The sequence below is a fragment of the Halocynthiibacter styelae genome (genome assembly GCF_016123485.1).
Classification (GTDB): domain Bacteria; phylum Pseudomonadota; class Alphaproteobacteria; order Rhodobacterales; family Rhodobacteraceae; genus Halocynthiibacter; species Halocynthiibacter styelae.
The window spans coordinates 1-12,665 of record NZ_JADCKQ010000014.1 but is presented as its reverse complement, the minus strand read 5'-3'; the positions used below and the strand labels follow the sequence as shown (position 1 = coordinate 12,665).

Annotated in this window: 10 protein-coding genes; all 10 read right to left on the bottom strand. The window is 58.3% G+C overall.

Translation table 11 applies throughout. From position 1 onward, the window contains the following. Positions 1-29: 29 nt before the first annotated feature. On the bottom strand, positions 30-1,280 hold the full coding sequence (locus H1D41_RS15590; RefSeq protein WP_228849790.1) for a glycerate kinase type-2 family protein: 1,251 nt from the start codon (positions 1,278-1,280) through the stop codon (positions 30-32). Positions 1,281-1,366: 86 nt separating this feature from the next. After that, the gene (locus tag H1D41_RS15585; protein WP_228849789.1) at positions 1,367-2,284 is read right to left on the bottom strand and encodes a LysR substrate-binding domain-containing protein; all 918 of its coding nucleotides are present in this window, start codon (positions 2,282-2,284) and stop codon (positions 1,367-1,369) included. Between the two features lie 12 nt (positions 2,285-2,296). Next, complete coding sequence (locus tag H1D41_RS15580; RefSeq protein ID WP_228849788.1) at positions 2,297-3,499, bottom strand: NAD(P)/FAD-dependent oxidoreductase; 1,203 nt, start codon at positions 3,497-3,499, stop codon at positions 2,297-2,299. Then, entirely contained in the window at positions 3,499-4,311 is an 813-nt protein-coding gene (locus H1D41_RS15575) for an NAD-dependent epimerase/dehydratase family protein (protein ID WP_228849787.1), read from the bottom strand. The genes H1D41_RS15580 and H1D41_RS15575 overlap by 1 nt, the downstream gene beginning before the upstream one ends. 9 nt (positions 4,312-4,320) lie before the next feature. Further along, positions 4,321-5,937 carry a hydantoinase B/oxoprolinase family protein gene (locus H1D41_RS15570; protein WP_228849786.1) on the bottom strand — a complete coding sequence of 539 codons (1,617 nt, stop codon included), beginning with the start codon at positions 5,935-5,937 and terminating at the stop codon, positions 4,321-4,323. Positions 5,938-5,940: 3 nt separating this feature from the next. Continuing rightward, a complete protein-coding gene (locus H1D41_RS15565; protein ID WP_228849785.1) occupies positions 5,941-8,028 on the bottom strand; it encodes a hydantoinase/oxoprolinase family protein in 2,088 nt (695 codons plus the stop codon). Next, positions 8,025-9,710, bottom strand: a complete 1,686-nt coding sequence (locus H1D41_RS15560; RefSeq protein WP_228849784.1) for a thiamine pyrophosphate-binding protein — start codon at positions 9,708-9,710, stop codon at positions 8,025-8,027. Before H1D41_RS15560 ends, H1D41_RS15565 begins: the two co-directional genes overlap by 4 nt. Further along, positions 9,703-10,452: an SDR family NAD(P)-dependent oxidoreductase gene (locus H1D41_RS15555; protein ID WP_228849783.1), complete on the bottom strand. Its 750-nt coding sequence runs from the start codon at positions 10,450-10,452 to the stop codon at positions 9,703-9,705. The genes H1D41_RS15560 and H1D41_RS15555 overlap by 8 nt, the downstream gene beginning before the upstream one ends. Position 10,453: 1 nt before the next feature. Beyond that, on the bottom strand, positions 10,454-11,191 hold the full coding sequence (locus H1D41_RS15550) for an SDR family oxidoreductase (RefSeq protein WP_228849782.1): 738 nt from the start codon (positions 11,189-11,191) through the stop codon (positions 10,454-10,456). 77 nt (positions 11,192-11,268) lie between these two features. Next, on the bottom strand, positions 11,269-12,665 hold a 1,397-nt coding region (locus H1D41_RS15545; RefSeq protein WP_228849781.1), incomplete at its 5' end, for an FAD-binding oxidoreductase.

The window sequence follows — 12,665 nt, the reverse complement described above, 5'->3', positions numbered from 1 at the left end:
ACCGACGTCAGAAAAACCAGCAGGGGGCCTCAAAGCGGCTGTACAATAACTGCGCGAAAGTCATTCACATTCGTAAGCGTCGGCCCCGTGATCACCTGCTGACCGGTTTTTTCGAAAAAACTGTGGGCGTCATTGTCACGCAAAGCATCCCGGGCAGACAGATTCGCTGCAACGGCCCGTTTCAATGTGTCCGGCCCGCTCACCGCACCCGCAACCTCCGCAGCGCCATCAACCCCATCGGTATCACAGGCCAGGGCATAAATGCCCGCCCGCCCGTCAAGTTCAAGCGTCAACGCCAGAAGATACTCTGCGTTCGGCCCGCCACAGCCATCGCCCCGCCGGGTCACTGTTAATTCCCCCCCGGACAGAAACAAATGTGGCGCATCGCCCGGTTTCATGCGGGTTTGTTGCGCACAGATCAGCGCCGCATGATCGCGGGCAACGTCGCGGGCCTCCCCTTCCAGCGCATCCCCCAGAACAGTCACCGTAAAGCCCAGATCCTGCGCCATATCTTTTGCCGCCTGCAACGATTGCGATGGGGCCGCACAGATCTGATTGCGGGTTTTTGACAAACGTGGGTCATCTGGCGTCAGCACAGTTGATGTCGTCAGCTCTGTTCCAGTTGGCAAAACGATCCCAAGGCGCGCCAGAATATGCGCGGCCTCGGCAGGATTGCTGTGGTCCCCCACGGTTGGTCCGGATCCGATCATCGCAGGATCATCCCCCGGCACATCGGAAATCATCAGAACATCCATACGCGCCGGATATGCCTGCGCCGCCAGTTGCCCGCCTTTCACCCCAGACAGATGTTTACGCACAGTGTTCATCTCGGAAATCGGCGCACCAGAGGCCAGAAGAGCACTGTTAACCTCTTGCTTCTGGGCAAGGTTCAACCCCAGCGCAGGCAAAGTCAAAAGCGCCGACGCCCCCCCCGAAATCAGGGCAAGCACATAATCATCTTCTTCCAACCCGCCCAAAAGGGACATCATACGTTGGGCTGCATCAAGCCCTGCGCCGTCCGGCACGGGATGCGCAGCCTCAACAATCTCAATCCCCTGACAGGGGCGCGCATAGCCATAACGGGTAATCACCAGCCCTTCGCAAGGCCCCCAGACGGCCTCAACCGCTTCGGCCATCCGCGCACTGGCCTTCCCGGCCCCGACAACCACAACACGCCCGTCCGGTTTTGCCGGCAGATATGCGGACAGCGAACGCATCGGGTCCGCAACTTCTACAGCACGATCAAACAGTTTGCGCAGAAAGGCCAGAGGATCTGTCATCAGTTTTTCCCGGTTCAGAAACGTCAGCGGGATACTGACCTTCCCTTTCAGCAGGGTCAATCAACACATCAGCAATATCGCGAAAATCAGTCGGGCCTCTGGCTCCAGTCACGGGCACACACCCAGGCACAGAACTGACGTATCCCTTCCGCCCGGCGATGGGCCCGGGGCAGAACCAGATAAAACCCCGGGATCTGGTCTTTTGGCATCAGCGACAGCAGGTCTTCCCCCAACGGCGCCACCAGATTGCCCGCCTGAATATCCTGCACGGCATCCACGCGCGAAATCAGGCCCACCCCCATGGCAGACATCGTCGCGCGCCGCATGGTGGCCGCATCGTGAAAGGCCAGCTCAGATGAAATGTCAGCGGCCTCAACGCCAAGAAACACAAGAATATCCTGCCACAACGTATTCGTCAGCACCGGATGCAAAAGGCGCTGCGCACAAAGATCCGCAGGCGTCTTAATCTGATCTGCCATGTCCGGCGCGCAGCAGATCATCTTGTGATCATGAAGCAGCAGGCTGCTGTCGAGATCACCAAAATCGCCATATCCCCATTGCACCGCCACATCGATATCATCGCGCTTAAAATCCGGGGTTTCCACCATCGTCGTCAGGCGCAGATCGGACCCGGGCAGGTTTTCACGAAAATCCTCAAGCTGTGGCAACAGATAGCGCGTGGCAAAATAGGGCGACACATTCAGGGTGATCCGGTTCTGATATTTCACCTGCGTAACCCGACGCACGCCTTCTGCCAGCTCTTCGAACCCGGCCTCGACATAGCGCGCCAGCACAAGCCCGGCTTCAGTTGACTCAACCGACCGGCCCCGCCGTTCAAACAACGCAACCTGCAATGTATCCTCCAGCAGTTTAATCTGCTGACTGACCGCCTGAGGCGTCACAAGCAATTCATCCGCCGCCGCCCGGATCGACCCATGGCGCGAAATCGCATGAAAGGCTTTGATCGCATTCAGGGGCGGCAGGCGAAGGCGGTTTTTTGTCATTGGGTGCGCGCGTCAGATGACGGCCTTTTCCAGGAAAGGTTCATTGCGCACAACCCTATCATAGCCGATCGGCGTCAGGTCAAGGCTGCGGAATGCCCCGTAAGTGATCCATTCCGCAACACCGCGCCCCACCGCCGGAGATTGCTGCAACCCGTGGCCGGAAAACCCGTTGGCAAAGATGAAATTCGCAACCTCATCATGCGGCCCGGCAATGACGTTGTGATCCAGCGTGTTAAAGGCGTAATGCCCGGCCCAGAAATTCACGAGCTTAATCGCCTCAAACGCCTCAGATCGTTCTGCAAGATCCATCCAGAGCCGTTCAAATTCCTCATGGCGCACCTCAAAATCATCCCAATCCACCGCCGGATCAGCTTCGGGCACAGTGCCCGCCAGGAAAAACTTGCCTTCCGGGCGACAAAAGCTGCCCGACGGATCAATCATCAGGGGCAGATGCCCGTTGTTTACAGTGGCCGTGCCTTCTGGCGTTTTGGCACAATCAAAGACAAACAGCGATCTTTTGCGCGGCTCCACAGGCACGTTCAAACCGGCCATCGCCGCCGTTTTCGCCGCACGCGGACCGGAGGCATTCACAAGCGCCCCACAGGAAATCACCTGACCAGAAGCCAGCACAACACCGGTGACCCTATCCTCAACGCGGGCGATTTCAACCACCTCATCCACCAGGTAATCCGCCCCCTGCGCCCGGGCTTTTTTGCGAAACCCGTTCATAAGGCCGGTGTTTGAAAACCATCCCTCACCCGATTGCCCGTAACTGGCCAGTTGCAGATCATCGACGCTCAGATGCGGGAAGGCCGCTTTGATCTGATCCGGCCCCCACAGAACCACATCCGCGCCCAGTGATTTCTGCACCTCATGGTTTTCACGCAGGATCTGCGCCTGTTCATCACCTGACGCCAGAAACAGATAGCCGCCCTCATGAAAGCCAAGATCCGGCTTTTCGCCATCGACTTCCATGACATCGGCAAAGTCACGGATAAACTGCGTGCCAAACTGCCCGATCTGCACGTTGATCGGGTTGGAAAACTGATTGCGGATGCTTGATGACGACAGAGAGGTCGAGGCCTGGGCAAATGTCGGATCGCGTTCAATGATCAGAACCGATCCATCAAAATCCGCATTGGCCGTCAGAAAATAGGCGACGGCGGAACCAATCACCGCCCCGCCAATGATCACCACATCATAGCTGTCGCGCATCACTTTGCCTCATCATCCGGATGGCCCAGCTCACAGAACCAGCCCCCGATGAATTTCACGCCAGGTGCATTGGGGTCCGGCACATCCGTTTTTGTTTCCATCGCCGCGCGGAAAGCTTCGGTGTTGTCCTGCGGATGAAACCCGATATGTCCTGCCTTGCTGTCATCCACCACTTTCAGGCGGTTGTCAGAAATCCCGTGCCCGATGGTATGACCCAGGCGCGGACAGGTCAGCGCACGTTCCACATATTGCACGCAATCGCTGAAGCTTAACCAGCTCCACAGCATCCGACGATCGGCAGGTTCTGGGAAGGAAGAAAAGATCCGAAGACACAGGCTTTCGATCCCGAATTTATCCCAATAGAGCCGCGACAGGCTTTCGACGAAATTCTTCGACACCCCATACAGACTGTCCGGGCGCACCGGACTGTCGGCGTCAATGTGATCTTCCATCCCGTGATAGCCAATCGCATGCACGGAGGACGCATAAATCACCCGTTTCACCCCGTTTTTCCGTGCCCCTTCGTAAATGTGGTACGACCCACGGATATTGCTGTCGAGCATGGTTTCAAAGTCAACTTCCAGCGGCGCGCCACCGAAATGCACGATCGCATCCACGTCGCGTGTCAGCTCCATCACAGCCTCATAATCGCCCAGCTCACAGACGATCGCTTCCTCATGGGGTTGCACGTCCTCCATCGCAACCCGGTCAGAAATACGGATGTGGTTTGCCAAATGTTTAAGCCCCTGACGCAGCTCTGTGCCAAGACGTCCCGCCGCACCGGTGATCAGAATACGTTCAAACTGTGCCATATGAATTCCTCATGTCTTATCTGTTACATAGCCCTTCAGGCGGTCATCCGCGCGGGCTTCATCATCACGTTCCTCAGCCGGGCCAAAACCACCCCCACCGGGCGCTTTCAGGATCAGGCGTTTGCCCCCCGGCACATGCTGCCAGCCCTTGGGGCGCAGCTTTGTACCGTCGTCCAGTTCAACAACACCCGCAGCCCCGTCATCGCCACCATCCCGACCCCGGGCCGGATGGTTCACGCGATCAAACATCGCCGAGAAATCAAATTCATGCCCCTCTGCAGGCGCAATCTCAATCACCTGGCCAAGCCCCCCGCGCAGCCGCCCTGCCCCGCCACTGTCCGGACGCAATTCTTTGCGCCAGACCACAATCGGGCCGGTGTGTTCTGTCGCCTCAATCGGCATCGTATGCACGCCGGATGGAAACGCCGTTGCCGCCAGCCCATCCAGCCCCGGGCGCGCACCGGTCCCACCGGAGTTAAACATCAGAACTTCCGATCTGCGCCCTTCTTTGCCCACCTCAGGACGTACCGAGATATGGATATTCCACAGGGCCGCCGCCCCTTCTGCCATGATCTCACCAGGTTTGGCCTTCGCCAATGCACCCAGCACCAGATCCGGCACCATATGCCCCATGACATGACGCAGGCTGACAGGCGCAGGCCGTTCGGCGTTCAAGATGTTCACTGGCGACGACACAGTGAACGGTTCCAGGGAGGCCGAGTTATTTGGAATATCCGGTGCCACCACGCATTTCACCGCATAGCAGGCATAGGCTTTGGAATAGATCAGCGGGCAGTTGATCCCCCATTTGCTGGGCGCATCTGTGCCAGTGAAATCAACGTTCACCTCACCATCTTTCACAGAAAGAACCGTCGCCAGTTTCACCGGTTCATCATAACCATCCACGACCATTTCATTGTCCCAGCTGCCCTTCGGCAGCGCCGCAATCCGTTCAAGCGTAGCTGTGCGGGAACGTGAGAAAATGAACTCCCCCAGATCATCCAGATCCGCCATCCCAACCTCAGCCATCATATCAATCAGACGACGATGCCCGACCTCATTACAGGCAGACAGGGAATAGAAATCCCCCACCACCTGATTGGGTTCACGCACATTGGCGCGCAGCAAACGGATCAGATCCATATTCACCTTGCCGCGTTCGGCAAACTTCATAATCGGGATCTGAATGCCTTCCTCATAGACAGATTTCCCATCCGCCCCGAAGCCACGCCCGCCCACATCCACCACATGGGCTGTGCAGGCAAAAAACGCCACAAGCTGCCCGTCCTTAAAAGACGGTGCAACCATGGTGATGTCATGCAAATGCCCGGTGCCTTTCCAGGGATCATTGGTCACGTAACAATCGCCTTCAAACATTTCATCACGCGGAATTTCATTGAGGAAATGCAACACAGCCTCAGCCATCGTGTTCACATGCCCCGGCGTGCCGGTCACCGCCTGGGCCAGCATCAGGCCCTGCGGGTTAAACACGCCTGCCGACAGATCGCCCGCCTCACGCACAGACGTGGAAAACGCCGTGCGCAGCAGGGTCAGCGCCTGTTCTTCCACCACGGAAATCAGACGGTTCCACATCACCTGCATTCGAATTTCAGAAAGTCCTGCCATGGCTTATGCCCCCTTCCGGATCATCAGAATTGTCCCGTCGCCCTGCAGGATCGCATCAAAAGGCGCGGTCACAACGGTTGAGGTTTCCCGTTCCACAATCACCGCCGGGCCAATCACACGTTGGCCTGGTTTCAGGTCTTCCCGCGCGACAATCGCACTGTCACGCAGCCCGTCAGACCCCGGATCAAACACCTGCCGCATGACAGCGGGCACAATCGCCACCCCTTCCGTGATCAGCGCGGATTGCGCCGGGGCTTCGCGAATGTCGCTGGCTTTCACCGACCAGGTGACAATCTCGATCTCAAGCCCGTCCAGCCCGTCAATCGCACGGCCAAAGAAACGGGCGTAATTTTCGCGAAACCGGTCGCGGATCAGATCAACATCATCTTCCGTCAACGCCCGATCCGGGATCACAACCGGGATTTCCCAGCCCTGCCCCTGATAGCGCATAAACCCAGTGATTTCGCGTCTGATCTCACCCGCACTGCCCGCACGGACAAAGCCTTCCGCAGTCTCGCAAAGCTCATTCAGCATGGTATTCACTGCGACCGCATCAAATTCCGACAGACGCACCAGACGCGAGGCCAGGGCCTCATAGCCAAAGGGCGCTTTCAGAAATCCAATGGCGGACCCAACGCCAGCCCCTGGCGGGATCAGACAGGCATCCACGCCCAGTTTTTCACACAGCCGCGCCGCATGCAAAGGCGCAGCCCCGCCAAAGGCAATCATCGTGTTTTCAGACACGTTTTTGCCATTCTCAACCGCATGCACCCGCGCGGCATTGGCCATATTTTCATCAACCACTTCGACAATGCCAAAGGCCGCTTCCATCGGATCCAGAGACAGCTTGTCACCAACATCTTTCGCAATCGCGGCCTGGGCTGCATCCTTGCTCAGCGCAATCGCACCACCGGCAAAATTATCCGGGTCAATCTTGCCCAGCATTACATCCGCATCGGTGATCGCCGGGCGATCGCCCCCGCGCCCGTAGCAGGCAGGCCCGGGTTCAGAACCCGCAGACTCCGGCCCGGTCTGAATACGTCCCATGGCATCGACCCAGGCAATGGATCCGCCCCCTGCCCCGATCTCGATCATCTCAATCACGGGGATGGAAATCGGCATGCCGGAGCCTTTGCAAAACCGGTACGTCCGCGCAACTTCAAAGCTGCGCGCGGTTTGCGGCGTGAAATCTTCAATCAGACAGATCTTGGCCGTTGTGCCGCCCATGTCATAGCTGACGACTTTGTTCAGGCCAAACCGCGCCGCCACATCGGCGGCAAAGATCGCGCCGCCCGCCGGACCGCTTTCAATCAGCCGCACAGGGAATTCAATCGCGGTGTCCACAGAAATCAGCCCGCCCCCGGAATGGATCATAAAGACCGGGCAGGTGGCACCCTGTTCTTTCACACGTGATTGCAGCCGCGTCAGGTAATCTTCCATCTGCGGGCGCACATAGGCATTGGCGCAGACCGTGTTGAACCGTTCAAACTCCCGCATCTGCGGCGACACTTCCGCAGAGATCGAGATCGGCACACCGCGCAGTTTTGCCGCCAGAATATCCCGCGCCCGTTCCTCATGCACCGGATTCTGATAGGAATGGATAAACCCGACTGCCACCGCTTCAAAGCCGCCCTCCCGGATCTCATCCGCAAGTGCATCCAGCCGGGCTTCATCCAGCGGCTGCAATTCACGCCCCTGCGCATCCAGACGCCCGGCCACCGGGAAACGATCCTGGCGGGGGATAAGCGGTTCGGGCAGCTTCAGGTTCAGATCATATTGCTCAAACCGGTTTTCCGTACGCATTTCGATCACATCGCGAAAGCCTTCCGTCGTCACCAGCGCTGTCTTCGCGCCCCGTCGTTCAATCAACGCATTGGTCGCAAGCGTCGTGCCGTGAATGATGATATCAAGATCGCCAAACCCAATCCCGGCCTGTTCTGTCACAATCGTAATCCCATCCAGGATCGCCTGTTCAGGGGCCGTGTAATTGGTCAGCACTTTGGTTGAGAAAATCTTGCCCCGCACATCCAGCGCCACATCGGTAAAGGTGCCGCCAATATCAGCGCCCAGACGAATATCCTGCGTGTTCATGCCCCTGCCCCTTTCGCAATATCGCGCATTTCAGTCAGGGTCTGACGCGGTGTCAGCGCCTCGGGTGAGATATTCAGCTCCAGCACCGCGCCTGTGCCTGACGCCATCGCCCGTTCAAACGCCGCCGCAAAATCCGCGGTCTCTTCCACCCGTTCTGCGTGATAACCGTAAGATTTCGCCAGCATGACAAAATCCGGGTTCTCCAGCGTGGTGCCGGACACGCGTTCCGGGTAATTGCGTTCCTGATGCATGCGGATCGTGCCATAAGTGCCGTTGTTCAGGATCAGCACAATCGGCTGCGCCCCCGCCTGCATAGCGGTGCCAAGTTCCTGACAATTCATCTGAAAATCACCGTCCCCGGCAAAACACACCACCGTGCGTTCAGGATTAGCAACCTTCGCGGCAATAGCAGCAGGCAGACCATAGCCCATCGCGCCCGATTGCGGGGCAAGCAGGCGTTGGTCCGCACCGAATTTAAAGAACTTATTCGGCCAGATGGTGAAGTTCCCCGCACCATTGGTCAGCACCGCATCATCTGGCAGGTGATCGCGCAGGAAGGCCATCACCTGCCCCATATCCACAGGGCTTGGCAGATCCGGTAAATCAAACGCAGCCTCAAACCCGGCCCGCGCCTCTGCCCGCCATTCTGCCCAGGCCCCGGAAATCTTATGATCTGCCAGAACCCATGCAAAAGCATTCGGCCCCGCATGTACCGCCAGATCCGGCTGGTAAACTTTGCCCAGTTCCAGATCCGAAATATGCACATGGATCAGCCTCTGATCCGGCACCGGCACCTTCAACAGCGTATAGCCATCTGTCGTGTTTTCCCCGAACCGCGTGTTGATCGCCAGGATCACATCTGCGTCCCGGATCAATTTGCGCGTGGCGGGCGTCATCCCCACACCGGCATCGCCAACATAGCTGGGCGAATGATTGTCAAACCAGTCCTGATAGCGGAAACTCGCAATTACCGGCAGGTCAGACCCTTCGGCAAAAGCCTGCAAGGCTTCGCTGCTTTCCCCGGTCCAGCCGCCGCCGCCCATCATAATCAGTGGGCGTTTCGCCTGGGCCAATTCTCCAAGAACCTGCGTCACTGTTGCCTCTGCCGGCGCAGCTTCCTGCACCGCCACCGGACCAGCCAGCGCAGGCACCGATGTCACATCCGTCAGCATATCTTCCGGCAAGGCCACAACCACAGGGCCGGGGCGTCCTGACACCGCCATCGTCCAGGCCCGCCCCAGAACTTCCGGGATGCGATCCACATCATCAATCTCGGTCGCCCATTTCGCCAAGGTTCCGAAAACCGCGCGGTAATCGACTTCCTGAAAGGCTTCGCGCCCCTTCATGCCGACACCCACCTGACCAACAAACAAGATCATCGGTGCGCTGTCCTGCATCGCGGTATGCACCCCGATCGAAGCATTGGTCGCCCCCGGCCCACGGGTGACAAAACAGATCCCAGGCGTGCCGGTCAGCTTGCCATAGGCCGCCGCCATAAACCCGGCCCCGCCTTCATTGCGGCACAGGGTAAAATCAAGCGCGCCTTTCGTGTCATAAAGCGCATCCAGCACCGCCAAATAGCTTTCCCCGGGCACACCAAAACTGTGTTTCGCACCCAGATTTTGCAGGCATTCCACCAACAGCTTGCCGCCATTTCGCATTTCAGAAACCTGATCAGGCATAGATGTAACCTCCTGAAACAATTATATTTTCACCAGTCATATAGGTGTTTTTCGGGCCACCGGCCATCATCACCCATTCCGCCATTTCACGGGGCTTCCCGCCCCGGCCCAATGGGCTGGCTGCGGCCAGTTCACCCAGGAAACCAGCTTCGCGCGCTTTCTCTGTCGCCATGCCCGCAGGTGCTACGGAATTGACCAGGATGTTGTCTGGCGCAACCTCATGGGCAAAGCTTTTCGTCAGGCTGACAACAGCGGCTTTGGTCGCGGCATAATGGGCGTTTTGCGGATGGGCCTTAAACGCATCCACGGATGTGATATTCACAATCCGCCCCTTCACGATCGCATCACTTTCCTGCGCCCGGAACTGCTTAATCGCCGCCACGCAGATGTGAAACGTGCCCTTGATGTTCACGGCATTTGAGGCATCCCAATCCGCATCGGTGATTTCCAGCATCGGTTTGCGCGGATAAATCGCGGCAGAGTTAATCACCGTATCCACACGCCCCAACTGCCCGGCTATATCATTAAACGCCGCATGGGCGCTGTCCGCCGTGCGAATGTCCCCTACCGCAAACGCCGCTTTCACGCCAGCTTTGCGCGCCGGGGCCAGGGCCGCTTCGGCTGCTTCTGCATTCACGTCAATGATGCCAAGGCCCGTCGCCCCGGCCTCTACCGCCATTTCCGCCAGCAAGAGGCCCAGACCGGCCCCGCCGCCTATGATCACCACAGACAATCCGTCCATCTCAGTCATCCTTTTTCGCAAAGCCCCCGCCGCCAACAAACTGGGCGGTGGGCAGAATATCAAAACGTGTCACGTCTACATGTACAGGCATCGTCAGAACGGACATCAGCATTGTCGCGACGTCTTCCGGCTGCACCGCATCAAAGGCGGAATACATCTGCGCGCGGGTCGTTTCATTCAGCACATCTTTGTACAGGCTGGTTTCAACCCGCCCCGCAACGATTTCGGTCACGCGCACATCAGACCCGGCCAGATCACAACGCAGGGCGGCGGCAAAGCTGGAAATCGCGGCCTTAGACGCCCCATACACCGCCATATTCGGGAAAGGCCCCTGCCCCGCAGTCGATCCGGTGAAAAACACATGGCCCGACCGACGCGCGATCATCCCCGGCAGGATCATGCGTGTCAGAGCAATCGGGGCATTCAGGTTGATTTCAAAACAGGCATCAATATCCGCCTGATCCATCTGATCAAATCCCGTCACCGGCGGCATGATCCCGGCATTGTTGATCAGAACGTCGATCTCTTCGCCCTTTAGGGCGGTTTCAAGTTCGGCCCGGCTGGTCAGGTCAACCGCCAGAGGCTGCACACCCGTCACCTTCTGCAATTTCTCAAGCGCGGCGGCGTTCCGCCCAAGGGCGATCACCGCATACCCTGCCGCTGCCAGCGCAAGCGTAATTGCCTCACCAATCCCGCTTGTCGCCCCGGTCACCAGCGCTGTCTTTCTGTTCTGCACCATATTTTCGTCCTTCCCCTGCCGCACCCTAACCTGGGAAAGCGCAGGTGAAACCTCAGAAATTCAGCGCAAAGCGAAAGTTATTCTTGTGTTTTGCGCTCCGGAACGATCACGTCAGGGTTCATCACCCCACTGGGATCAACAGTTGCTTTGATCCGGGCCATCAGATCCAATTCTACTGGGCTGCGCAACCAATCCGCATAGGTACATTTATTGCGGCCAAGCCCATGTTCCGCCGCAAAACTGCCCCCGGACGCTTCGGCAGCCTCATAGATGAACCGCGTAAGTGTTTCTTTACAGTCGCCGAAACCTTCCATGCCCTCGGGCGGCGTCAGGTTAAAGTGAATATTGCCATCCCCCAGATGCCCGAAAGGGTTCAGCCGGACGCCGGGCAGAATGCGCTGCAATTCTTTTGCGGTGGTGTCGATAAATCTGCCAAGTTCAGCCACCGGCACGGAAACATCATGTTTGATCTGCGGCCCTTCCAGCCGCTGACCTTCGGGCATTTCTTCGCGCAGTTTCCACATGGCGGCGCGCTGTGCTTCATTCGCGGCCACGGCCCCATCTGTCACAAGGCCGGCTTCGAAGGCTTCCCCTAGTGCGGCTTCCAGAAGCCCGTCCAGATCCACGGCCCCTGCCGATGTTGACAGCTCCACCAACACATATTGTGCACTGCGGGAAGACAACGGATAGTCCAGCCCACTGACATGTTGCAGGGCCATTGTCAGCCCGTCATCACAGAAGAATTCCAGCGCCGAGATAAATTCCCCCAGCCCCTGCCGCAGATGCCCGCCAAGCCGCACAAGACCAGGCGCGTCGTCAACACACAGCAAAGCCGTGGCCCGGCTGACAGGTGCGGGGAACAGACGCAAAGCTGCACGGGTCACAACGCCAAGCGTGCCTTCCGATCCGCAAAACAGCCGCCGCAACTGATACCCCGCGTTGTCTTTGATCAGGAGGCGCAGCCCGTTCCAGATCCGCCCGTCTGGCAAAACCACCTCAAGCCCCAGCACCAGATCCTGCATCATTCCGTAACGCAACGCATGAGATCCCCCGGCATTTGTTGCGATCAATCCACCGATCTGCGCGCTGCCTTCCGCCCCCAGGTGCATGGGAAACATCAGATCACGTGCGGCCACAGCATCATGCAATTGCGCCAGAACAACCCCTGCCCCGGCAATCGCCGTGAAGCCGTTCGGGTCAATCCGTTCAATCTCATTCATCCGCGAAAGGGATAGGATGATGTGCCCCTCAGCGCCCGGCACAGCCCCCGCGCACAGGCTGGTGTTCCCACCCTGCGGCGTCACCGGAACACCTGCCCGATGCGCCAGCCGCATGACATCGGCAACCTCAGCCGTATTCGCCGGGCGCGCCACACCCAATGGCGCGTGAGATTGCAGTTTCAGCCAGTCCGTCTGGAAGGCTTCCACATCCTCTGTCATCCAGCCCTTCGGCCCCAGCAGCGCTGCAAGTTCCT

Coding starts and splice junctions, on each gene's coding strand:
- H1D41_RS15560 (WP_228849784.1), bottom strand. CDS start 9,710: ATGCCTGATCAGGTTTCTGAAATGCGAAATGGCGGCAAGCTGTTGGTG.
- H1D41_RS15580 (WP_228849788.1), bottom strand. CDS start 3,499: ATGCGCGACAGCTATGATGTGGTGATCATTGGCGGGGCGGTGATTGGT.
- H1D41_RS15570 (WP_228849786.1), bottom strand. CDS start 5,937: ATGGCAGGACTTTCTGAAATTCGAATGCAGGTGATGTGGAACCGTCTG.
- H1D41_RS15575 (WP_228849787.1), bottom strand. CDS start 4,311: ATGGCACAGTTTGAACGTATTCTGATCACCGGTGCGGCGGGACGTCTT.
- H1D41_RS15555 (WP_228849783.1), bottom strand. CDS start 10,452: ATGGACGGATTGTCTGTGGTGATCATAGGCGGCGGGGCCGGTCTGGGC.
- H1D41_RS15590 (WP_228849790.1), bottom strand. CDS start 1,280: ATGACAGATCCTCTGGCCTTTCTGCGCAAACTGTTTGATCGTGCTGTA.
- H1D41_RS15550 (WP_228849782.1), bottom strand. CDS start 11,191: ATGGTGCAGAACAGAAAGACAGCGCTGGTGACCGGGGCGACAAGCGGG.
- H1D41_RS15565 (WP_228849785.1), bottom strand. CDS start 8,028: ATGAACACGCAGGATATTCGTCTGGGCGCTGATATTGGCGGCACCTTT.
- H1D41_RS15585 (WP_228849789.1), bottom strand. CDS start 2,284: ATGACAAAAAACCGCCTTCGCCTGCCGCCCCTGAATGCGATCAAAGCC.